This window comes from Geosporobacter ferrireducens (genome assembly GCF_001750685.1).
In the GTDB taxonomy this organism is placed as follows: domain Bacteria; phylum Bacillota; class Clostridia; order Peptostreptococcales; family Thermotaleaceae; genus Geosporobacter; species Geosporobacter ferrireducens.
In genome coordinates this window covers 2,490,846-2,515,621 of record NZ_CP017269.1, presented here as the reverse complement: position 1 = coordinate 2,515,621, position 24,776 = coordinate 2,490,846, and the positions used below count along the sequence as shown (strand labels likewise).

Below are 24,776 nucleotides of genomic sequence, written 5' to 3'. Positions count from 1 at the left end.
GGACACCTCTACTCCACAATAACATCATATTTTTCCAAAAATTTTGCAGGATGATAAGATTCTTTTGCTTTTCTCAAATTTTCAAATCCCATATCTTCTTCACGGTTTATACACTTAACGCCGCCACATTCTTCCTGACAGAAAAGATAGTTGATGGCTTGATAAAGGCCCCGAATTTCCGCATTTGCTTTTTCAATATGAATCAGCATGGTGTCATTAGTGGTCTTTTCTCCCAGCGTAAATGCTTCCACCCGGTCATTGATAAGAATGGCAGCCCCAATATAATCCAACTGCTTCATATGAATGAGTGCTTCATAAATAGCCTGTTCCTCATTTTCGAGCAAGTCCTTTTCTAAGGGAGGATACTCTCCTAATTTTAATTTTCTGGTTAAATCCATACATTGATCGACTAGGGAAGCGGTCAAAGGAACATATTCATAAACGGTGTTACGCATGAAGAAATTCAAATGGTTTTTTTTGCTGTGATATTTTCGCCCCTGCAGCGTTGATAAATCTTTGGTAGCATAAATATAATCAAAATTATCTCTGTCACTATTAAAGGAAATCTTATGATGCTTTAAATCCTGAAATTCATTTAACATATGAACCGGCAAAAATTTAATTTTTAATGGATGGGAAAAAATTTTAAAGCGGTTTTTTAAAATGGTTAGTGTGTGAGAGAGAATTTCCGGATTATAAGGTTTTAATGTTAAAGGAGGAAGTATAAAGGGTTCCCCGTAATAATATCCGGATATACACAATAATCCATTGATCACTTCATAACGCAGTTCGTAGAGGTGCCGCCACATAAACAAATTTGTAAAATTAATATCGGAAACCTGATAAGGAAAGCCATGGATGTAGCGGTTAAATAGTTCTTTGTCCTCGATGCGGATTTCGTTAGAAAGTAAATGTGTTGTGCTTACATAAGATTGACATGGTAACATAAATATCCCCTTACTATTGTTTGTATTAACTATCCTATATTGTATATGTTTCCAAGAATAGCTGTTCAATATATACCCCAAAATATGCTGGTTAATCCAAGACAAGGCTGATTAAATACTTCAGGAATATTATACCTTTTAATCCTTCTAAAATCAAAAAATCCTTTGACAAAGAAAAGAAGTATATACTATAATTATAAATGAAAATGATAATCATTACCATAAATATAATTAATTTTATGCTCTTGGAGGGATGAAGGTGCATACAGCGATAAATCATTGTTACTGCTTACATAAAGATAAAACGAGCTTTCTGTATTGGCTGACCGAGATATTGGGACCAGTGATTTTAGGTGCCAAACCTTCTGAAATACTTAGCTTTCGGCTGCATGAAGCGGATAGCATTATGAAGATAGAAGCAATACAGTCTATTTTTAATCAAAGCAGTAAAATTGCATACAAGCAAATATCTTATCATAATAATTGCATCAAAATACTATTCTATCATCCAACCTTATTAGAGGATACTTTAAAAGATCAAAAAAACTTAAGGTTTTTACAACATATTGGATATAATACAGCATATGACCTGGAAAACTATCTTGATCATCTAACAGAGAAGATTGCACGGGGAAATATTCCGGATGAAATCGGAATATTTCTAGGATATCCCCTAAAGGATGTTTTAGGCTTCATAGGACACCCTTCATTGAAGCTGACAAAAATCAATGGGTGGAGAGTATATGGAGATGAAAGGCTTTCCGATCGGAGATACAATGAGATTCTTAGAACAAAAAATGAGATTAGGAGCATGTTGCAGTGCAATACTCCGAAAGATATTCTTCAATCGGTATCCTAGCAATTATTTCATTTATAAAAAATAATCCCAGGCAAGCGGAATTGCCCGGGATTATTTTTTATGAACACACTTTTCGCAGTATCCATATAGTTCAAATTTATGATCTGTTAACGTAAACTTTTTATTTACTTTTTCATGAATATCAGGGAAAGGACAAAAGTCAATGGATTCTGTTTTACCGCAGCTTTTGCAGATTATATGATGATGATGACTGTCTTCGCTGATTAAACCATAATAAAAAGTACCATCGCTGAGATTCGTTTTATGGAGAAGACCCAGTTTCTCAAAAACCTCAAGATTGCGATATATAGTAGAAAAGTTGGTCTGCTGATATTTTTCTTTAGATTTCACATAGATTTCCTCAGCAGACAAGAACCGGTTTTTATGCTCAAAAAATACATCCAGCATGGCATTGCGCTGGGGGGTTAGTTTGTACTCATTATCTTTTAAAATTTGTCTCAATTTATCTTTATCGACCACGGAATTCACTCCCATAGATTTGTTTCTCTTATTGTATAATATTATGTCCATGAAAGCAATGGATAAGCCTGTACAGAAGAACTTTTGAAATGTCTGCTCAAAAAAACAGCAGGGACAGAAAACCCTGCTGTTTTTTTAAAAATGGATGGAGATTTAATTATCGCTTTGCCTCCGCATAGTCATAGGAAGGCTCTGCCGCATCACGATCTTCTTTGCTGTCAATCGAAATATATATGATTACACAAACCAAAATGAGCAGAATTTCCATCCCTATCACCACCAATTATTTGATAAATTGATTATACCACAATAATATTCTGAAAATTTCAATGTCATTAAATTGTAATAAAAATGTAACTTGTGTAATAAAATGGAAAAGCTTGTCTAAAAAAAATAGGTGCAAAGAAGAAAAAAAGTTCTTTTCCAGTAGTTGTGAAATTGATTAAAAATTACATCGAGTAGTTATTCCATAAAGAGAAAAAAATATTAGCAGGAAACAAAATATTTATTATGTTGAAAGGAGATCTATAAGTATGAGATTGCATAAATCGATGATCATTTTTGTTGTATTTGCCCTTGTCATAGGTTTGGCAGCTGCAGGTTGCGCACCAGCCAGAAGACCTATCAATGACAGCGGCGTAACACCAGAAGTTGGTGATACAGGAGGACTCAGAGGGACACCAGGCGTTGATGGAACAGGCGGACTTGGCGGCGCTGGAGGCACAACTGGAACAGCACCGATCCCTCCTGCAACAGAACCCCTGCCTCCTGGAGATGTGGGACCCAATAGAGATCTTGGCGGAGCTGTAAACCGTGAAACAGAAAACAGAATTCAAAGAGAAGTTGAAGCAATGAATGGTGTTAGAAATGCAGTGGTTCTAATTAATGAAAACGCTGCCTATATTGGAGTAGAAATGGAAGGGGCAGGTGCAGGACAACTGACAACAGATATGCGAGATCAGATTGCAGAGCGTGTTCGAAGAGTAGAGCCGACAATTACAAGAGTACAAGTATCAGCAGAAACAGGTGTGGTAGACCGGTTAAGAGGTTTTGGTACAGAAATTCGAGGCGGAAGACCTATTACAGGATTCATGAGGGAAATTGAAGATCTTTTCAGAACACCAGCAGGAACGAGATAACAAGAAGACTTAACAAATAAGAACCGGAAATTTCCGGTTCTTATTTGTTGTAGGAATATAAAAAGAGTATGCACCACCCATTTTCCTGGAACATAAGATATAGTACTTAGAATTTTCTTTTTTAAGGCGTTCACCGCACAGGGTACTAATGGAGTGGAGACTGTAGAAAGAATTCAAGATGTGTACATAAATTGAACACAAAAACGGAAAGGTGCTTCAGCCCTCCCCTTGTATATTCATATTTAGACGTGCACGTCTACATAGATATAGATCTAGATCTGTGGCTAAGAAGTTTAATATTCAACGGAACGGTGAAACATCATTCCCTACGTAAATCTAAAACAGGAATGTAGGGATCGAAGAGGGCGTCGATCCCTACGTCCTTATTGAGGCTTATATAGGGAACGGCCCCTGTGCCGTTTTGTTGAATGCTTATATACAATGGAAAAAGCTTCCGATAAAAATTAGATTTTTCAGAGATTGAGCCGAATACGACTAACCTAAAAACCATGGCACTATAATTGCAATAAACATTGTTGGCCTATTAATTAACAAGAAAAGGGGGATTCTTAATGCGATTTACCTATGAAGAAATAAACATAGGAGATAAGGCAAGCTTTGAAAAGACAGTTACAGAAACAGACATCTATCTTTATGCAGGAATAACCGGTGATCTTAACCCAGCCCATATTAATCAAAAAGCATCGGAAAATAGTATATTTAAAGGCAGGATTGCACATGGAATGCTATCTGCAGGATTTATATCCGCTGTACTGGGGATGCACCTTCCTGGCCCTGGAACCATTTATCTTTCTCAAGAACTTAGATTTACAGCACCGGTCTTTATTGGAGACACAGTTAAAGCAGAGGTAGAAGTCATTGAAAAAATGGAAAAAGGAAGAGTAAAACTGAAAACCACCTGTTATAATCAGGATAAAAAAATTATATTAGAGGGCGCTGCAGTTGTATTGGCGCCAAAGGCTAGTTAGCAAACTAGCTAAGAAAGCCCAGGGAAAGACTGCCTGGGTTTTTAAATTGAAAAAATTATATAACTGGATAATAATGAGAGGATTTACAAACTCCTACTTTGTCAGCAGTCTGGTAAATTCAATTTGTTCACTTTTTGTACACAACAATGAGGGCTAAAATGTAAGCAAATAACAGGAGTTAAGAAAAACTATGAGCAGGCTAAATGTGTAAATATTATGAACAATTTCTTAAGAATTAGTAAAACATAAATTAGTATTTTTGATCGGTAAGCCTTTAAAGTAAAGTTTTTTGAAAAAGAACCCGCAGCTAATGGGGTAAAATGCCTATAGCTGCCATAGGAGACGCTGAAAAGATAAGTTGTTTTTGAATTGGCACAGTCCTTGCAATATCATCTATGAAAACATTTGCATGAGTCAGGAGGTATGTAGATGAGAGTAAAATTTGCTACGGCAGAAGAAGCAGTAAAAATTATAGATAGCAATAAAACAATTGCTACAGCAGGATTTGTAGGAAATGCTGTTCCGGAAGAATTAGAAATTGCATTAGAAAAACGTTTTGTCGAAACCGGTGAACCAAAAAATATGACCTTGGTTTATGCAGCGGGGCAGGGCGATGGTAAAGACCGGGGATTAAATCACTTGGGACACGAGGGCTTACTGAAGCGAGTCATAGGCGGTCACTGGGGTTTGGTGCCAAAGGTACAGAAGCTGGCTTTTGAAAACAAGGTTGAGGCATATAACCTGCCACAAGGGGTAATATCTCATTTGTTTAGAGACATTGCTGCAGGAAAACCGGGTACCATAACTCATGTGGGCTTGAAAACCTTTGTAGATCCGAGAATTGAAGGGGGGAAACTCAATCAGGTTACAACAGAAGAGATTGTAGAGCTTGTTGAGGTGCATGGGACTGAATATTTGCTATATAAGGGATTTCCCATTGACTATGCTTTTATACGAGGTACCTATGCCGATGAAAATGGAAATGTAACCATGGAAAAGGAAGTGGGATCCTTAGAGGTCTTATCTATGGCGCAAGCTGTGAAAAACTCAGGGGGAAAGGTGATCGTACAGGTTGAGAAGGTTGTCAAAGCAGGGACGCTGGATCCAAAATTGGTAAAAATACCAGGTATTTACATCGATACAATTGTAGAAGTTCAAAATCCCCAAAATCATATGCAGACCTTTGCAGAGGCTTATAACCCTGCCTACTGTGGAGAGGTGATAATACCAGTGAACTCTGTAAAACCCCTCGCCTTGGATGAAAGAAAAATTATTGCAAGACGGGCTGCGATGGAATTGATTCCCAATGCAGTTGTTAATCTGGGTATAGGAATGCCGGAAGGCGTGGCTTTGGTGGCTAACGAAGAGGGTGTGGGACATCAGATGGTGCTTACAGTAGAGCCTGGACCCATTGGAGGAATACCTGCCGGTGGATTAAGCTTTGGTGCTGCAGTGAATGCAGAGGCGATTATTGATCAACCCTATCAGTTTGATTTCTATGATGGCGGAGGATTGGATGCAGCTTTCTTAGGCTTAGCCCAGTGTGATCAGGAAGGAAATATCAATGTAAGTAAATTTGGCCCCAAGATAGCAGGATGCGGTGGATTTATCAATATTACGCAGAATGCAAAAAAAGTAGTCTTTTGTGGAACTTTTACAGCAGGGGGATTGGAAGTTGCTGCTGAAAATGGGAAATTGCACATTCATCAAGAGGGAAAAGTAAAGAAATTTATCAGTAAGGTAGAGCAGATCACTTTTAGTGGTGATTATGCCAAGGATACGCAGCAGCCAGTGCTATATATTACGGAGCGCGCTGTATTTCAATTAGAAAAAGATGGACTTGTGTTAAAAGAGATCGCGCCGGGTATGGATTTGGAAACAGATATTCTCCAGTACATGGACTTTAAACCGATTATTGCTGCAGATTTAAAAATCATGGATGAACGGATTTTCAAGGAAGAGAAAATGGGATTGATCCTATCTCCGAAAGAAATCTATGATATTGAAGCACTGGAAGCCAGCGCTTAATGCTTCTTGGAGAATTCTTTTATACATTATAGTATGTGACGATAAAGAAAGTTCTATGGTGTAAACCAAATAAAGGCAGTGGCTCCTGGTTTTGCAGCTATTTTCTTAAAATTTTGTATTGTATAATTTTTAAAATGAGGAGGTATTATAATGGGTGTTTTTGGTATCATTTTATCTTTAGGTTTATTGATGTATCTAGCCTATCGCGGAATAACCGTATTGGTTTTAGCACCGATTCTGGCATTGCTGGCTGTATTGATGAGTGGGGAGGCATCGCTGCTGCCCACTTATACAGAGGTCTTTATGGTGAATTTGGCCAACTACCTCAAGTCGTATTTTCCCCTGTTTTTGTTAGGTGCAATTTTTGGTAAGCTGATGGATGAGACAGGAGCAGCGAAGGCCATTGCCCATGCAATTGTTGAAAAGCTGGGAAAAAACAGATCCATTCTTGCCATTGTATTATCTTGCGGTATTCTAACCTATGGGGGAGTATCCTTATTCGTAGTTGCTTTTGCAGTATATCCTTTGGCGGCTGCACTATTTAAAGAAACGGGTATGCCGAAACGGCTAATTCCTGCTTGTATTGCCTTGGGATCTTTTACATTTACCATGACCGCACTACCCGGCACCCCTCAGATTCAGAACGCAATTCCCATTCCCTTCTTTAAGACAGATGCTTATGCAGCGCCGGTTCTAGGACTTATAGCAGGAATTGTAATGTTTTCATTAGGTACCCTATGGATCCAGCAAAGAGCAAAGAAAATGATTGCGGCAGGAGAGGGGTATTTACCGGACTATATGACAGATGAAACCGCTGCAACCGTGGAAGCAGGCGTGGAGGCAAAAATGCCCCCTCTGGGATTATCCCTTATCCCTATAGGGATCGTTTTACTGCTAAACTTCTGGTTATCGAAAGTGTATTTTCCAGGACAAACGGAAGCATTGACACCCATTCTTGAAAAATTTGGCACCACACCGGGTAAGGTTATCGGTATCTGGAGCATTATCGTATCTTTGGTCATTTCTATTATATTTATTCTTGTGACCAACTATAAGCGAATCAATGTAATGGAGGCAGTAAATAAAGGGGCCTATGGTTCTATGCTTGCCATACTCAATACAGCTTCTGAAGTCGGGTATGGAAATGTTATTGCAGGACTGGCAGCTTTTGCTGCAGTGAAAGGTGCACTTTTAGGTATAGCTCCCGGAAATCCGCTGATTTCGGAAGCGATTTCCGTAAATGTTCTTGCAGGTATTACAGGGTCTGCCTCCGGGGGGATGAGTATTGCGTTGGGCGCTCTTGGAGAAACCTATTACAACCTGGCGATTGCAAAAGGAATTAACCCACAGGTACTTCATAGGATTGCAGCATTGGCTTGCGGCGGTTTGGACTCCCTTCCCCATAACGGAGCGGTAATTACCCTATTGGGAATTTGCGGACTAAACCACAAATTGTCCTATGCCGATGTAGGAATGGTATCTGTTGTCATTCCCCTTGCTACGACAATTGTAGCGGTTATCCTCGGAACTATCGGAATTGTATAAAACAAAAATATAATCACAAGTCAAATAGCACAAATCCTACGCTGAATAGGATTTGTGCTATTTGTACCTTGATAACGAAGCAATTGTAAAGGCCATGAAGACATTGACGGAAATGATGGAAAAGCTGGGGGAAGTGGCTGAAAAAGTGGGATAGAGGGATAATTGGAGTATATTCATTCTATAAAAAGGTGTGCTGTCATAACTATTTAATAGATTTCAGTTTTAGGAGGGATGAGAATGAAAAAGCCAATTACGGAAGTAATAAATGTTTTCGAAGGAAAAAAGCCTTTAAAGGAAGTGCTTAAGGAGCTAGTCATCCTAAAACTAAATAATAAATAGGAGGGTCAGCCGTTGAGATGTGCCGTATATGTCCGTGTTTCTACAGAGATGGAAACACAAAAAACAAGTATTGCACATCAGATAAGCTATTTTGAAAAGTACATAGGAGAACGGAATTGGATATTATATAAAGTTTATCAGGATAGAGAAAGCGGAGTTCAGACAAAGAATAGAGGAGGTTTGCAACAACTTCTGGAGGATAGCCGGAAAGAGAAATTTGATGTGATTCTTACCAAGAGCGTATCCAGGTTTGCACGGAATACTTTGGAAGGACTAACAATCATTAGAGAACTAAAGGGAAGAAATATTCGATTTATTACCATAGAAGATGGGTTTGACTCCCAGGAATACGATGAATTCATGCTAACCCTGCTGCTTTCTATGGCGCAAAAAGAATCGATTAAAATTAGCGAGAGAATTAGATTTGGAAAACTTTGCAGGGCAAGAAACGGATATTTTAATGGTAGTACGGTACCCTATGGATACATAAGGAATCATGAAAAGGGACTTCTGCCGGCAGGAGATCTTTCTACTTTGGTAGTGCAAAAAATTTTCAAAATGTATTTAGAGGGAAAAGGACTTTATAAAATTGCAAAGGAACTCAATGAAAAATCCTATCCTACGCCGGGACAGGCGGCAGGAAGAAGCAATGGGAGCAAGATTTGGCACCAAAGCACCATACGAAAAATCCTTGGAAATCCGGTATATGTTGGAGACATGATACAGAACAAAACCAAAACGGTGGACGTTTTGACAGGCAAACGTCAGAAAAATCAAGAATCGGATTTGATTTGCATATCAAGAACCCATGAAGGCATCATAGACCTCCAGACCTTTGAGGAAGTACAGAAACGATTGACATTGAAGCAAAGAGAACAGATTGGCAATCAGAAGTACCTGTTTTCCAATCTTTTAATCTGTGGTGAATGTGGCAGTAAAATGCATTTTAAGAAGGATAAAGAAGCATATCTGTGCGGTAAAGTCAATAAGATGGGAAAAAAGATGTGTGAGGGAGCATACATTCGTCAGGAAATGCTGAAGGTTGTAGTGATAAAGGAACTGAAAAAAATCATCACAGAGAAAATTTCAGAAGAGGGTCTTTTAGAAGAAATCAAAAAAGAGATCTATAAGAAGACCGATGAGAAAAGAGTAAAAAAAATAGAGCAACTAATAGGAAAAGCTGTTGGGAAAAAAGAACGATTGTTAGAGCTGCTGCTTCGAAATGTTATTGATGAGGGGAGTTATCAAAGAAAAGTAAAGGAAATACAGATAGAAATAAATACATTTGAGGACAGAAAAAAGGAACTGTTGAAGGAATTAAAAGACGGAGAAAAGCAAATTATACTTCAAGTAAATCAAATACTGGAGATGAAAGACTTAGATTTTATGACTATTCAAAAACTCATTCATCATATCAAAATTTTTAAGGAAAAGAAAATAGAAATCAGCTACGCATTTAGGGTATAATAATAAGTGTACAAAAAGTGTACACTATTATAAGGAAACCCATATACAAGGAAAGCTGATCAAAGCGACACCAGGAAAGGACAGCAGCTTCGCATTGGCAGGATATTTGCATGAATAACAGGTAGATACTTATATAAATTATTTCTAAGGAGGAGTACAATCATGAAGGAAGTTGTTATTGCCAGTGCTGTGAGAACCGCAATCGGAAGTTTTAATGGTGCTTTATCAGCCTTGTCACCTGTAGAATTAGGAGCCATTGCAGTGAAGGAAGCTATCCATAGAGCCGGTATCAAACCAGAGCAGATCGACGAAGTATATCTAGGCTGTATATTGCAATCAGGGCATGGACAGGGAGTAGCAAGGCAAGCAGCAATAAAAGCCGGTATACCTGTAGAGGTTCCGGCAACCACTGTAAATATCCTGTGCGGATCAGGTCTTAGAACCGTCTCTTTAGCAGCACAGACCATTGTGGCAGGGGATAATGATATTGTGATTGCTGGAGGAACAGAATCCATGAGCCAAGCACCTTATCTTGTAAAGAATTCCAGATGGGGACATAAAATGGGTCATGGAGAATTTATTGACTCTATGATCTTTGATGCCTTAACTGACGTATTCAATAATTACCATATGGGTGTAACTGCGGAAAACGTTGCCGAGCAATGGGGGATCAGCAGGGAAGAGCAGGACGCTTTTGCAGCAAGAAGTCAAAATAGAGCAGAAAAGGCTAAAAACGAAGGCAAATTCAAAGAAGAAATTGTGCCTGTAGAAATCAAAACAAAGAAGGGGACTACAGTTGTCAAGGAAGATGAATATATTAAAGAAGGTATAACCGTTGAAGGATTAGCAAAGCTGAAACCGGCTTTTAAGAAAGACGGTACGGTTACAGCAGGCAATGCATCCGGTATCAATGATGGGGCGGCTGCGCTTGTGATCATGTCAAGGGAAAAGGCAGAAGAACTGGGAGTTACGCCATTAGCTACGATCGTGTCCCATGCTACTACTGGTGTAGATCCAAGCATCATGGGCATTGGCCCTGTTTCAGCTTCTAAGAAAGCTTTACAAAAAGCAGGGATGCGTATCAAAGATATTGATCTGGTTGAAGCCAATGAAGCCTTTGCAGCACAAGCTCTTGCGGTTGCTAAAGATTTAGAATTGGAAGATGAGAAAGTAAATGTAAATGGAGGCGCCATTGCCCTGGGACACCCTGTTGGTGCCAGCGGTGCAAGAATCCTGGTAACACTGCTCCATGAAATGAAGCGAAGAGATGCAAAGCGTGGGTTAGCAACGCTTTGTATCGGGGGCGGAATGGGAACTGCATTAATTGTGGAAAGAAAATAACTTTTTATAATAAGGGGATGCAGCAAAGCATCCCCTTATTATAAAGAAGATTAGAACAAAGGTGGTATAAATGTGTGAAGGAGGTGTAAGTGCTATGAAACATACAGAAAATGCGTATGTATATAATACACTCAAAACACTGATTGACATATGTGATGAAGGGATTGTAGCCATTGACAGAGATGAAAATGTCACATATTTAAACAATACTGCTGCTGCAATGCTTGGGGTAGAGGCCAAGGATTATATCGGAAATAAGATGAAGAACCTGATTGAAGATACTACTTTGTATCGGGTAATGAAAACAAAAAAGCCGGAAAAAGATGTGCATTTCAGCAAAAATAATAGGGACTTTATTGCCTACCGTATGCCCATTTTTAATGGAGAAGAAGTAATTGGTGCCTTAGCAGTTTTTAAGGATATTACAGACTATAACCGTATGGATAAAGAGTTAATCAATGAAAGAGAGCATTCAAAAATTCTGGAAACCATCTTCGAGACAGCCTATGACTGGGTGGTGTTAGTGGACAAGGACGGCGTTGTTACGATGATGAGCCAGACTTATCTGGACTTCTTAGGCTTAAAGAAGGAAGACGCCGTGGGTAGACATGTCACAGAGGTGATTCCCAATACACGCATGCATATTGTTGCAAAGACGGGAAAAAGTGAAATAGGAGAAATCCAGGAAATAAAGAGCAATCATATGATTGCTACCCGGCTTCCCATTGTAATAGACGGCAAGGTGATTGGCGCTGTGGGTAAGGTAAACTTTAAGGATATAAGTGATTTTAACACAATGGCAAAAAAAGTATTCAATATGGAAAAAGAACTGGAATATTATCGGGATGAGTTGAAAAAGGAAAGGGCTGGAAAATATTCTTTTGAAAGCATTGTAGGGGTTAGCTCAGGGATTGTAAAACTAAAAAGCATGAGTCAAAAGGTTGCAAAGAGAAGTTCAAATGTTTTGATTCTTGGTGAAAGCGGTACGGGAAAAGAATTGTTTGCCCATGCTATTCATAACTTTAGTATGCGAGCCAATGGACCTTTTATCAAAGTGAATTGTGCGGCCATACCATCAGAACTGTTGGAATCTGAGCTATTTGGATATGAAGAAGGTGCCTTTACCGGTGCTAAAAAAGGTGGAAAGATTGGAAAGTTTGAATTGGCAGACAAAGGAAGTATTTTTTTAGATGAAATCGGAGACATGGACATGAAAATGCAGGCGAAGCTCCTCCGAGTTTTGCAGGAAAAAGAAATTGAACGGGTAGGAGGGAATACGACAAAGGCCATTGATGTTCGTATTATTGCAGCAACCAACAAAAAACTTGACAAGATGGTGGAAGAAGGGAAATTTAGAGAGGATTTATACTATCGACTCAATGTAGTGACCCTCAACATACCTCCGCTTCGGGAGCGGGTGCAAGATATTAAACTCCTGGCAAAATATTTGGTAGATAAATTGTGTCATAACATGGGGATTATCGTAACGAATATTTCAGAAGAAGTAATGCGTTATTTGACCAATTACAGCTGGCCAGGGAATATACGGGAATTAGAGAATGTTTTAGAGAGAGCGTTAAATCTACTAGACAAGGAGACGATCATTGAATCGCATCATCTTCCTACTAAAATTGTTGAAAATGTCAGTGTTTCTAATGGGAATATAGAAGATTTACAAAGTACCCTTGCACGGATGGAAAAAGAAATTATTTTAAAATGTCTAAAAAGTGTAAATGGGAATAAAAAGGAAGCAGCAAAGCGGTTAAATATCAGTAGAACCAGTTTATATCAAAAACTAGAAAAGTATGGATATTAAATGCATCCATTGAGATGTGTTCAAAAAATAAACATGGAAAAGCCTTATTTTATCTAATGTCTTTAATTTTATTGCTATAATTATGTACACTCTTTGTACACGATAGAAGTGCATAAAACAATAGCCTTCAATCACGATTCTTTATAATCTCTGAAGTGCTGTAAAGAGCAGGAGTAGGTAAATTTATTGAGTTAAGGGGAAAACTCTTTCACATTGGCATGAAGCTTGCGAAATATAAAGACAAACAAATCATTTACCCAATGTGAGGAGGATAAAAATATGAGATTAAAAGATAAGGTGGCAATGGTTACAGGCGGTGGAAGAGGCATAGGGGAGACTACATGCATCCGGTTTGCAGAGGAAGGGGCCAAGGTAGTTGTTGTAGATATGAATGGAGAAGATATTAAATCAGTAGTAGGAAAAATTAAATCCTTTGGCGGAGAGGCCACAGGTATGCAGGTGGATGTAACGGACCGTGTGCAGGTAGAGAAAATGGTCGCTGAAACGGTAAAAAAGTATAGCAAGCTGGACATCCTGGTAAATAATGCGGGAATCACTGCGGATACCAAGCTTGTAAAGATGACAGAAGAACAATGGGATAAAGTAATCAATGTAAACTTAAAGGGTGTCTTTAACTGTGGTCAAGCTGCGGCCAGAGTGATGAGCGAGCAAGGTTATGGAGTAATATTGAATGCTTCCTCCATCGTAGGCATATATGGAAACTTTGGTCAGACAAATTATGCAGCAACGAAATGGGGCGTAATCGGTATGGCAAAGACCTGGGCCAAAGAATTAGGATCTAAGGGTATTCGTGTAAATGCAGTAGCACCAGGATTTATCATGACACCTATGACCGAAAAAATGCCGGAAAAGGTATTGGATATGATGAAGGAAAAATCACCGCTAAAAACATTAGGATATCCGGAAGATATTGCGAATGCTTATGTTTATCTTGCATCTGATGAAGCAAAGTTTATAACAGGGGCCGTACTGAGTGTGGATGGTGGTGTAGTATTATAAGTATATAAATCCTTACAATAACAGGTAGAGATGTTTTGCCTGTTATTTTTATGTTAACAATTATAGCTATATCCTTCGTTATGTTATAATGAAAGTAAAGAAAAAATGCTTTAAAAGGAGTAAAAAATGAAAAAACTAAATAGCAAGGACATCGAGAAATCTATCAATACTGCTGAAAATAATGGATATTTTGAAAACCTCAACAGGATTTACCGTGCCATTCCCCAGGGAAAGTGCAGCAGCTGCACCCGATGCTGCAGCGAATCTGTAAATACCTATTATATAGAATTTTTAAATCTGTACCGTTACTTTCAGGAAAATAGGAGATTGTATGAACAACTGTTTCCAAAAATACTGCGATTTTACTTTTTGGAAATGGTTGAGCAGCAGGATTGCCCCTTTTTAATGGAAGACGGACTTTGCAGCATCTATCATTATCGACCGCTGAACTGCCGGCTCTTTGGACACTGGACGCGGGAAGAGTATGAAGAAAATTATAAAAATGTACTGGCGGAAAATTTACAAACTGTGAAATTATATAAAAATCGTTATGGGATTGATCTGCCGGATCAGGTGATTCACCACAAAATCCGATATTGTGAAGATTTTGAGATTCATAAGCGGATCACCAGGCCACAGCGGCAAAAGATGATTGACAGTATTTTTACTATGGAATCGGCATTTTTTATGCGGGGACTCCTGTCGGAGGATGCCATCGGTACGGGTTTGATCAGCTGGTTGATTCATACAGTTTTTGACGGGGAAGAAGCCGGAGAGCTGCGGATTAAAATTATGAGAGAATATTTGGAGACAGATTATAGTGAAACGCTGGAAAATATTATTAAGAAAACGCGACCTGTAATTTAGCAACGTGTTAGTATGCAGGTCACATACCTATATAGGGTTGCACATTGTGCAGCCCGTTTTATTTTTAGCCTGTCGACTATAGGGGCTGGCCTTCGGTCGTCAGCTTTTTCTTTTCTACACTCTACACGCTATACTAACGGAATGATTAGACCCTGTATTCTTATAGGATAATGAAATTGCGCTACTGGTATAAAAAGATAGATCCCCGTTGGCAGAGATATAAGACTGAATACACGGGAAAAGGGGGTAAGAATTTGGATGTTAAGCAAGAAATCATAAATATTCGTATCTATGATCATAGGATACAACAAATTATTGAAAGGCCTATGGATGAGATTATAAGAGAAATGGTTGCAGCACAAATACCCATAACTTTTGAGATAGAAGCCCTAAAAGCGCAGGCGATTATTGCTAGAACCAGCATCGTTAGAAAAGCCAGGGTTTTTGGCGGAGAGGGATGTTGCAAGTTTGATGGCGCGGATTTTTGTAATTGTGACTGTGGAAAGTGGATCCCAAAAGAGGAATGGCAGGACATCTGGGGATCTGATTTTGAAGCCAATTGGAACAAATTGGACCATGCGGTTCGTGAAACGAAGGATTCTATTCTTACGATACACAATAAACCGATAGAGCCTAAAGTACATTCTACCTGTGGTGGCGCCACAGAAAACTCAGAGAGTGTAGAGGAACATAAAGTGATCTATCTTAGGAAAGTATTATGTGACTACTGCCGTAATTCTCCTGAATGGCGAGAGGTAAAGGAGATTACGTTGGAAGAGTTGGAAGAGAAGCTGAATATCACAACGGGGGATCTTTCGCCTTTTCGGGAGGTACCTATGACAGGGATCTTTGATAGTATAGAAAGGGATGACGCGGGAAGAATTGTTTCCTTAAAAATTGCAGGAAAAAAATTTGCAGGGAAAGAAATAATGAGATTATTAGGACTTAATTCTACGCGGTTTGGCTGGAAACCTACAGTTTTTCAATTCGAGACACAAGGAACGGGTCATGGCTTGGGACTTTGCCAATACGGTTCCAATCAAATGGCCATTGAGGGAAAAAAAGCAGAGGAAATTTTAAACTATTATTTTACAGGAATACAAATCAAAGAATTTGAACAACCTAGTATAAATAAGCCTTTAAGAGGCAAAATATTTGTAGTGGACCCAGGGCATGGCGGAGATAATGAAGAAGATGTTAGAGGACCTACGGGACTAAGGGAAAAGGATGTCAATCTAAGCATTGCATTAAAGATCGCTGATCTGCTGGAAAAGGCAGGGGCAGAAGTATATACAACAAGAGCAGAAGATATCTATGTACCATTGGGAAAACGTGCAAGTTTAGCCAATTCTGTCCGTCCAAACTTCTTTCTAAGCATACATCAGAATTATTTTGCGAATCCCAATATATCCGGCAGTGAAATATACCATTATCGGGGGGATCAGGATGGAGAGGAATTGGCAGTACAAATTCTTAGAGAACTATCTCAAGGACTAGGGACAGCAGATCGTGGCGTAAAAGTGGCAGATTTTTTTCTGCTGAGAGAAGTTAGAACCAGTGCATTGCAGATAGAAGTTGCCTATATAACCAATCCTGAGGAAGAAGAGAAGCTCAAGGGAGAAGAATTCCACAACAAGGCAGCGGAAGCTATTGTGAAAGGACTGATCCGGTACTACACTTACCAATAAAATAGAAGAACAGTTTAGTTCTTCTATTTTTATTTATATTTTCCATAAAGAATTTCTCCTGATTTATTGACATTCATACTATACCATTGTATAATATTTGATCAATAATTTGACATATTTCGTGAAGTATGGTATGATAATACTGTATACTTTGAAAGAAGGTGATTAGGTGGCTTCAAAAAATACTTTAGCCGAAATTAAGAAAAATGTAGAGCATCTTGTTGGTGAAAAGGTAAGATTAAAAGCCAACAAGGGAAGAAAGAAGGTATCCATTAAAGAAGGGATCCTTGAAACAACTTATCCTAACATCTTTGTTGTGCGTATTGACGGCGGATATAATTCAGTAAGAAGAGTTTCTTACAGTTATTCAGATATACTTACAGAAACAGTTGAGATTACTCTTTGCAACAATGAGAAAAAAGTACAAGTGAGTTAGCAAAAAACCATCTATCAGAGGATAGGTGGTTTTTTTATGGGAAAATTTTTATTAGAAGATATTGGACAAATATGAAACTTTTTCACTGTTTTTCGCGTCTATCATATGGTTGTCGTCAATTTTTTACGTTAGGATAAAACAAGCAAAGGAAACCGATAAGGAGGTAGAAATGAATCACGCAGTAGAAATCAATCATGTACGTAAAGTATACCGTGTAGGGGAGCAAAAAGTGGTGGCACTAAACGACATTAGTCTACAAATTCCAAGAGGTGAAGTATGCTGTCTATTGGGTACCTCCGGCTCGGGCAAAACCACACTGCTAAATCTAATGGCCGGACTGGAGAAACCTACAAAGGGGACGATACAAATCGAGGGGAAATCCATAGAAAAAATGGATGAACAACGATTGGCAGAGTTCCGCCAACGCTATGTGGGCTTTGTATTTCAGTCCTATAACCTCTTGCCCTCCCTAACGGCATTGGAAAATGTCAGTTTACCATTGACTTTTCGAGGGATGAAAAAGCAGCTGAGGGAAAATGCGGCCTTAGACCTTTTAAAGGCAGTTGGGCTGAAGCGTTATGCGACCCATAAGCCTACCCAGATGAGCGGCGGACAGCAGCAAAGAGTAGGTATTGCCCGGGCTTTTGTAGGAAAACCGCCGATTGTATTTGCCGATGAGCCCACGGGAAATCTGGATTCCAAAACGACCCATGAGGTGATGCAGTTGATTTTGGAGATGGCAAAACAAAACAACCAAACCCTGATTCTGGTTACCCATGACCGCAGTATTGCAGCCTATGCCGATCGGGTTGTCTACATACTGGATGGACATATTGAAAAAATTGAAATAAATCATGAAAAATACAAGGGGGAAAATCAGTGAGAAAAATATGGACTTATTTAATGATTACGATTTTAATCTTTACCACCTTCGGAGCGCTTGATATTGCTTATGGAGCTGCAGATGAGCTGGGTTCAGTTGCCGAGCCGGCGAAACTGGTGGTTGGCCGGGGGGTTAAAACACCTGTATTTAAAGCCGGCGGAGAAGTGCTGTTGGTGGTTCCCGTAGAGAATATAGGTGGTACTGCCGCTGAAAATGTAAGTATATCCCTATCCTTAGAAGATGTAAAAGACGCTCCCTTTAGGATGGAGCGTACAGAATCCAAAAAGAAAATCTCTTCTATTGATGCCAGGAAGAGAGAAAATGTAATTTTCTTTTTGGATATTCCAAAAACCGTAGAACCTAAGATCTACGGAATGACAGTTCAGGTAGAGGCTGCTTCCGGCTACAGCGCCTCAGAGAAGATTTACATAAAGATTGAAAATGATTTTAAAGTTCCTGCGTTAAGATTGGCGAAGCTGGAGGTTGATGGCGAGAAACTTTTGGCCGGGACTGCGAAAAAAGTAAGTCTCACCATTGAAAATACAGGGGATCTTCTGGCAAAGGACGTAGAAGTGCGGCTAGGGGGATTTGGAAGCAGTGGATTGACACTAGTTTCTCCTATAGATGTAGCGAACCTCAAAGAGATAGAAGGGAAAAGACAGGAGATGGCTTCCTTTAAAATTTCGGCTGAAGAGGATCTGGAAAGCGGCACGATTCCGTTAGACTTGATTTTGACCTATAAGGATGAGGATAACAAAAGCTATACGAAGGAAAGCAAGATATATTTTCAGGTGGAAAGCAAGAACAGCCAAAGCCCAGATCTTACCTTTGAAAATATTGCCTATCCCCAAAGTGGCGTAAATCCAAACGAAGACTTTACCATATCTTTTAAAGTGAAGAATAATGATGAGGGAGAAATAAAGGGTATTAAGGTTGGGGTTGATGCGGGCACCGATATCCTGCCTAAAAGTGCATCTATTAAAAATATCAGCCTCTTGCCCATGGGAAAAGAAGAGGAGGTAAGTTTTACACTTTTTGCAAAGGAAGGGATTGAATCCAAAAACTATCCCATTAAAATTTACATCGAATATGAGCAAAAATCCGGGAAAGACAAAACCACAGAATCGATCAGTCAATATGTAGGTATATTTGTGAATGAAGAAAGCAATACGAAATTGACGCCGAAGATCATTATTGATAATTATACCTATGGCGGAGAATATACGACAGCTGGAGTAGATTTTCCGCTTACGCTCTCTTTTCTCAACACCAATACCCACCGGCGGGTGCGAAATATCCGGGTGAGTATAAGCTCTGAGGGAGAGATATTTTCGCCGGTGGGCGGAAGCAGTTCTTTTTTTATTGATGAGATCCCGCCCCAAGAGAGACTGCAAAAGACCATAACATTAAAGCCTAAGGCAGATGCTGCCTATAAGACCCATAATGTTTTTGCAGATATTGAATATGAGGATGACAAAGGGAATAAATATAGTACAAAGGAATTTGTAGGTATTCCTGTAATACAACAGATTGGCTTGATGGTTGGTGAAATAGAATGGCCTCAAGAAATTTATGTAGGGAATAATACTGCAATATCCATAGATTTTTACAATGTAGGAAGATCGTTAATCCGTAATTTAATCGTTCGTACGGAGGGAGATTTTGAAGCAAAGGGGAACAGTTCCTATATAGGTAATTTGGAAGCCGGTAAGGATAATTACTACGATGTAACGATCGTCCCCCAAAAACCGGGAATGTTGGCAGGAAAAATTATTTTTGAATACGATGATGAGATTGGCAACCACCATGCGGCTGAAAAGGAGTTTAACCTTACCGTCAATGAGCCGGAGCTGCCGCCAATGCCGCCGGAAGGGGAGATGGATGTAGCCCCGCTTGCGTCAGGAAATTCTTTTAAAAAATATGGAATTCCTATTGGAGGAGTACTTCTTGCAGGTATAATGGGGATTGTCTACTATAAGAAAAAGAGAAGAAAACTGGAGGCGTTGAGTGAAGATGAATAACCTGGACATTTTTCATATGGCCGTTAAAAATCTTTGGAGACGCAAGACGAGAACATTTCTGACAGTTCTTGGCGTTGTGATTGGGACCAGTTCCATTATTGTCATGCTCTCTCTGGGTATTGCTATGGACCAAAGCTTTAAAGAGCAATTGTCCCAAATGGGGAGTTTAAATATTATTGAAGTAAATAATTACGGATATTATGTTGAATCTGGAAGCGGAGGTTCGAATGGAAAACAAGTAAAACTAGATGATGATGCTGTATCTAAATTTAAAAAAATCCCTGGTGTAGAGGCGGTAATGGCAGCAAAGTCTGCTTATTTGAAGGTAGCTTCCGGAAAAATGGTGGCAGGGGTTCCTGTTTATGGAATTGATCCCAGTGTAATGGAGGCCTTTGATTTTAAGGTCGAAGAGGGGCGGTTATTACTGCCTACAGACAAAGACACTTTGGTTTTTGGTAAACAAACTACTCGAAGATTTCGTAATCCTAGATTGAGAAATGAAAACTTTAATCCCTGGGACGGTAATGCGCCTCAAGTAGAGCTAATCAGCAGCAAACTGCTTTTGACCACAGATATGGAATATGGGGAGCGGCAGGATAGCCGGGTTCAACAGGATTCCAACTATAAGCCTCCAAAGCCCCATAATGTGAAAGGCGTGGGAATCCTGGCAGAAAGCAATAGTGAAAAAGATTATGGTGTTTATATGAACATTACAGCTTTGGAAAGGCTTCTGGAGGAAGATCGGCGGGTTAATCCGCAGCGAACTTCACGGGGAGAGGATAGAGATGCCGACAAATATGAGCGAATCGATGTGAAGGTCAGGGATATACAACAGGTAGAAGCGATACAGGAGAAAATTAAAACGATGGGATTTCAAGCCTATAGTTTGACAGATATGCTAAAATCCATGAAGGAAACCTCGAAAAAATTGCAGATGCTTCTTGGGGGAATTGGAGCGGTTAGTCTGTTTGTGGCAGCCATTGGTATTACCAATACGATGATTATGAGCATATATGAGCGTACAAGAGAGATTGGGGTGATGAAGGTACTGGGAGCCAATTTGAGAGATATCCGAAAGCTTTTTTTGCTGGAGGCAGCGATGATTGGCTTTTTCGGTGGTGTTCTTGGCATGGTTCTAAGTTATGGAATTTCGCTGATTCTCAATAAGGTAGGAGCAGGATTCTTAGGAAGGGGCATGGGTGGTTCCAATAGTGTCTCCGTGATTCCATGGACACTGGCTGCCGCTGCTGTAGTCTTTGCAATGCTGGTGGGTATTTTATCGGGATATTCCCCTGCTAGAAGAGCGATGAAGCTTAGTGCGATTGATGCCATTAAAACCGAATAGATATAGAAACATATCTTATAGTACACTTCCTCCAATGCTTGATAAAACCCGGATATGCTTAAATTTGTGAAATTTTTTATGAGTTTCTAAAAAAAGTAGCAGGAAATAAGAAAATTAAGAAGAATTTTAAAATATTACTTTTTTGTAAAACTGCTTGTAATCTCTAATGCATAAAAGGAAGGGAGGGAAAACAGAGCAACTGCAATTATTATCGTTTTTACAGTGATCCTGCTACGGCTGAAAATTGAACTTTTTATAGGACTTAAGGAGAAGAGAAGCAGAAAGTTATAATTTTATGATACTTCAGAAAGAAAAAAGGGAAACAGCTTTATGATGATCTTATTAAAAGGATGGAGGGATTGATAGGTGGAAAATAAAATACCTAGAAAAATTACCTTTGGTGAGGCTTTCTTTGTTATTGTCTTTCTAGTTGCAGCATTAATGAGTACATTGATGCTTTTCGGCGGAGATCCGCATATGCCGATTTTAGCGACGACCATCGTCGCAGCCTTAGTAGCCATTCGTGCAGGATTTAAGTGGAGTGACATTGAGGAAGGCATCGTGGAAACGATCAAAATGTCCATGCAAGCAATTTTAATTCTTATGATTATTGGTTGTATCATCGGAACATGGATCTTAGCCGGTATTGTGCCGACAATGATCTATTATGGATTAAAAATATTATCTCCAGGAATCTTCTTGGTGGCTACATGCTTGATTTGCAGCATCGTTTCTTTGGCCACAGGAAGCTCTTGGACAACAGCAGGAACCGTAGGGATTGCACTGCTAGGCGTTGGCGGAGGACTGGGTATTCCGCTGCCTATCGTAGCAGGGGCTATCATCTCCGGAGCCTATTTTGGAGATAAAATGTCACCGTTATCTGATACAACAAACTTGGCGCCAGCTATGGCAGGAGCCAATCTATTCGATCATATCAAGCATATGATCTATACGACCGGACCTAGCCTCTTGATTGCCCTGGTGCTCTATGGTGTTATTGGGCTAAGGTATGCCGGTAAGGAATTGGATGTTGTAGGTATTAACGCCTTGTTAGATACATTGGGAGATCAGTTTACGATCAGTCCATTGTTGCTAATTCCACCAGTTTTAGTTATTGTCATGGTTATTTTAAAAGTACCGGCAATCCCGGGACTAATCGGCGGAACCCTATTGGGCGGACTATTTGCAGCCTTGTTCCAAGGTGCCGGTATGAGTGCAATCATAGAAGCAGCCCACTTTGGATATGTAGCAGAAACAGGAGTAGAAGCCGTTGATGAGTTATTGACACGGGGCGGTCTACACAGTATGATGTGGACCATTTCTTTGATCCTGTTAGCAATGTCTTTTGGTGGAACCATGGAAAAAACAGGAATGCTCAATGCGATTGCAGAAAAGATTTTGACCTTTGCAAGAAGTACCGGATCTTTAGTTACAGCTACGATTTTGACTTGTATCTTTACGAACCTGACTACAGGGGATCAATATTTGTCTATCGTTGTACCGGGAAGAATGTACAAAAACATTTTTGCTGAGAAAGGGCTTCATCCCAAAAATCTATCCAGATGCTTAGAGGATTCGGGAACCCTAACCTCGCCGCTGGTACCGTGGAATACTTGCGGAGCCTTTATGCAGGGTGCCTTAGGGATTCATCCGTTTGCATATCTGCCCTATGCTTTCTTAAATCTGATAAACCCATTTATCTCCATTTTCTATGGATTTACGGGAATTACGATGGAGAGACTGCCAGAAGCAGAGGTACAAGAAAATTAAAAAAGTTCATGGAGACTGTCTAAAATGGCAGTCTCTTTCTTTTGGAGCACATAGGCTTAACGGTCGATGGGTGATGGAAAGCCCTAAGTTATATACGGGATGACACGCGGCTGCCCCCTGCATTAGCGCTTATTTGTAAGGTCAGGCCCTGTGTCTGCCAGAAACTAGGAACAAGTATATCAAATTAAATTTCTCAGTCATAGATCGACTATTACAAATATATAAAAAAATGTTTATTTATTTTTCTAAATTTTTATACAATATGCAAATAAATTTCGCTTCCGAAATTTATACAAAACCTGCAGAAAATTTCAATAAAAGTGAAAATGGTTATAAAAAAGCCTTTTCGAAGAAGATGAATGAATATCCAAAGAAAATACAAAAAATGGAAAATGCTTTATGTGTATTGAAAAAGCCTGGCTTGAAAGTAGACCGAATATTGTATATACTGAAGCTAGAAATGCAATTTATTCATATCCGAAATGAATGGACGTGGATGAAAATAAGAGAGGAGGCAAAATAATGTCAGACAACAAACCATTTCTGCAGGTTAGATCAGAGATCGGGAAGTTGAAAGCCGTTATGTTGCATCGACCTGGAAAAGAACTGGAAAGAATCACACCACAATACTTGCACGAATTGCTATTCGATGACATTCCCTGGTTGAAAAAGATGCGCAATGAACACGACGGATTTGCAGACGCCTTACGGACCAATGGATGTACAGTATACTACTATGAAGAGATGTTGGAAGAAATTTTGCGCGATGACAAGATTAAGGAGCAGCTGGTTGCCGAGGTTTTAGAAAAGAGTAATATTGCAAATCCAGACTTAGAGGCTCAAATCAAAGAGTTTTTGATGAAAAAGACCTCATCAGAGGTTGCAGAAACCCTGATTGCAGGGCTTCACAAGAAGGATTTTCAAGAAACGATTCGAGACAAACGACTGGTGGACTATATCAAAGAAGAATATCCCTTTTATATCAATCCCTTACCGAACTTATACTTTACCAGAGATCCTGGTGCGGTTATTGGAAATGGCCTTTGCATCAACTCTATGAATACGTTTGCCAGAGAACGGGAAACGATGATTTTAAAATATATTTATACCTTCCATTCTACATTCAAGAAAGAAGTTACGCCTCTATGGTATGATTATCATAAAAAATATAGCTTAGAAGGAGGAGATATCCTGGTCCTTGGCGAAAATGTAGTAGCTATTGGCTGCAGTGAAAGAACTTCTGCAAGGGGAATCGAGGATGTAGCTGCCAATCTTTTTAGTCAAGATGAAAAGGTCCGTCAGGTATTGGCAGTACAAATTCCCTTTACGAGGGCGTATATGCACCTGGACACTGTGTTTACGATGGTAGATCATGATAAGTTTACGATTTATCCGGGAGTTGAAGAAAAACTAAGAGTGTTTCGCCTGAGTCCGGGGAAGACGCATCCAAAGGTAGAAGTACTGCCGGATTTACAAAGTGCCCTAAAAGAAACCTTAAACCTATCAGCCATTGACTTGATCCAAAGCGGTGGCGGAGATGAGGTCACTGCTGCGAGAGAGCAGTGGAACGATAGTACCAATACCCTTGCCATTGCGCCGGGCGTTGTGATAACCTATGATCGAAATGAAGCTTCTAATGAGACCCTCAGAAAGCATGGGATTAAAGTAATTGAAATTGAGGGTTCTGAGCTGGTACGAGGCAGAGGGGGCCCACGCTGCATGAGCATGCCCTTAGTGCGGGAAGATCTGTAAAGCAATATGGGTATAAAAAAAGGCTGTTTAAAGAAAACTGTTTA

Annotated in this window: 19 protein-coding genes; 17 read left to right on the top strand and 2 right to left on the bottom strand. The window is 39.6% G+C overall.

Annotated elements, in window-relative coordinates:
• Positions 1-8 precede the first annotated feature (8 nt).
• Positions 9-947 (bottom strand): DUF2156 domain-containing protein, encoded by a 939-nt coding sequence (locus Gferi_RS11760; protein ID WP_083273514.1) that lies wholly within the window; start codon positions 945-947, stop codon positions 9-11.
• Between the two features lie 253 nt (positions 948-1,200).
• Here Gferi_RS11760 and Gferi_RS11755 point away from each other — a divergent pair, with 253 nt between their 5' ends.
• Positions 1,201-1,806: a DUF3793 family protein gene (locus Gferi_RS11755; RefSeq protein ID WP_069976707.1), complete on the top strand. Its 606-nt coding sequence runs from the start codon at positions 1,201-1,203 to the stop codon at positions 1,804-1,806.
• Between the two features lie 51 nt (positions 1,807-1,857).
• On the opposite strand, the gene Gferi_RS11750 is transcribed toward Gferi_RS11755, so the two are convergent.
• The gene (locus Gferi_RS11750) at positions 1,858-2,286 is read right to left on the bottom strand and encodes a Fur family transcriptional regulator (protein WP_169832988.1); all 429 of its coding nucleotides are present in this window, start codon (positions 2,284-2,286) and stop codon (positions 1,858-1,860) included.
• 533 nt (positions 2,287-2,819) lie between these two features.
• Between Gferi_RS11750 and Gferi_RS11745 the strand changes: the two genes are divergently transcribed.
• The 16 genes from Gferi_RS11745 (at position 2,820) to arcA (ending at position 24,732) form a co-directional block, all read left to right on the top strand.
• Positions 2,820-3,425 carry a YhcN/YlaJ family sporulation lipoprotein gene (locus Gferi_RS11745; RefSeq protein ID WP_069976704.1) on the top strand — a complete coding sequence of 202 codons (606 nt, stop codon included), beginning with the start codon at positions 2,820-2,822 and terminating at the stop codon, positions 3,423-3,425.
• A gap of 572 nt (positions 3,426-3,997) precedes the next feature.
• On the top strand, positions 3,998-4,414 hold the full coding sequence (locus Gferi_RS11740) for a MaoC family dehydratase (protein ID WP_069976703.1): 417 nt from the start codon (positions 3,998-4,000) through the stop codon (positions 4,412-4,414).
• Positions 4,415-4,843: 429 nt separating this feature from the next.
• Positions 4,844-6,442 carry an acyl CoA:acetate/3-ketoacid CoA transferase gene (locus Gferi_RS11735; protein WP_069976702.1) on the top strand — a complete coding sequence of 533 codons (1,599 nt, stop codon included), beginning with the start codon at positions 4,844-4,846 and terminating at the stop codon, positions 6,440-6,442.
• Positions 6,443-6,592: 150 nt separating this feature from the next.
• Entirely contained in the window at positions 6,593-7,987 is a 1,395-nt protein-coding gene (locus tag Gferi_RS11730; RefSeq protein ID WP_207645818.1) for a GntP family permease, read from the top strand.
• 351 nt (positions 7,988-8,338) lie between these two features.
• Positions 8,339-9,793, top strand: coding sequence for a recombinase family protein (locus tag Gferi_RS11725; RefSeq protein ID WP_069976698.1), 1,455 nt, complete (start codon positions 8,339-8,341; stop codon positions 9,791-9,793).
• Positions 9,794-9,955: 162 nt separating this feature from the next.
• The gene (locus tag Gferi_RS11720; protein ID WP_069976696.1) at positions 9,956-11,134 is read left to right on the top strand and encodes an acetyl-CoA C-acetyltransferase; all 1,179 of its coding nucleotides are present in this window, start codon (positions 9,956-9,958) and stop codon (positions 11,132-11,134) included.
• Positions 11,135-11,228: 94 nt separating this feature from the next.
• Complete coding sequence (locus Gferi_RS11715; protein ID WP_069981393.1) at positions 11,229-12,950, top strand: sigma 54-interacting transcriptional regulator; 1,722 nt, start codon at positions 11,229-11,231, stop codon at positions 12,948-12,950.
• Positions 12,951-13,229: 279 nt separating this feature from the next.
• Positions 13,230-13,970 carry a 3-oxoacyl-[acyl-carrier-protein] reductase gene (gene fabG, locus Gferi_RS11710; protein ID WP_069976694.1) on the top strand — a complete coding sequence of 247 codons (741 nt, stop codon included), beginning with the start codon at positions 13,230-13,232 and terminating at the stop codon, positions 13,968-13,970.
• Between the two features lie 126 nt (positions 13,971-14,096).
• The gene (locus Gferi_RS11705) at positions 14,097-14,837 is read left to right on the top strand and encodes a YkgJ family cysteine cluster protein (protein ID WP_069976692.1); all 741 of its coding nucleotides are present in this window, start codon (positions 14,097-14,099) and stop codon (positions 14,835-14,837) included.
• A 254-nt stretch (positions 14,838-15,091) separates the two neighbouring features.
• On the top strand, positions 15,092-16,525 hold the full coding sequence (spoIID, locus tag Gferi_RS11700) for a stage II sporulation protein D (protein ID WP_069976690.1): 1,434 nt from the start codon (positions 15,092-15,094) through the stop codon (positions 16,523-16,525).
• 169 nt (positions 16,526-16,694) lie between these two features.
• Positions 16,695-16,961, top strand: coding sequence for a Veg family protein (locus Gferi_RS11695; RefSeq protein ID WP_069976688.1), 267 nt, complete (start codon positions 16,695-16,697; stop codon positions 16,959-16,961).
• Between the two features lie 169 nt (positions 16,962-17,130).
• Positions 17,131-17,844, top strand: coding sequence for an ABC transporter ATP-binding protein (locus Gferi_RS11690; RefSeq protein ID WP_069976686.1), 714 nt, complete (start codon positions 17,131-17,133; stop codon positions 17,842-17,844).
• Complete coding sequence (locus tag Gferi_RS11685; RefSeq protein ID WP_069976684.1) at positions 17,841-19,865, top strand: COG1361 S-layer family protein; 2,025 nt, start codon at positions 17,841-17,843, stop codon at positions 19,863-19,865. The genes Gferi_RS11690 and Gferi_RS11685 overlap by 4 nt, the downstream gene beginning before the upstream one ends.
• Entirely contained in the window at positions 19,858-21,210 is a 1,353-nt protein-coding gene (locus tag Gferi_RS11680; protein ID WP_069981392.1) for an ABC transporter permease, read from the top strand. The genes Gferi_RS11685 and Gferi_RS11680 overlap by 8 nt, the downstream gene beginning before the upstream one ends.
• A gap of 366 nt (positions 21,211-21,576) precedes the next feature.
• Entirely contained in the window at positions 21,577-22,980 is a 1,404-nt protein-coding gene (nhaC, locus tag Gferi_RS11675) for a Na+/H+ antiporter NhaC (protein ID WP_069976682.1), read from the top strand.
• 522 nt (positions 22,981-23,502) lie between these two features.
• The gene (arcA, locus tag Gferi_RS11665) at positions 23,503-24,732 is read left to right on the top strand and encodes an arginine deiminase (RefSeq protein WP_069976673.1); all 1,230 of its coding nucleotides are present in this window, start codon (positions 23,503-23,505) and stop codon (positions 24,730-24,732) included.
• Positions 24,733-24,776 lie beyond the last annotated feature (44 nt).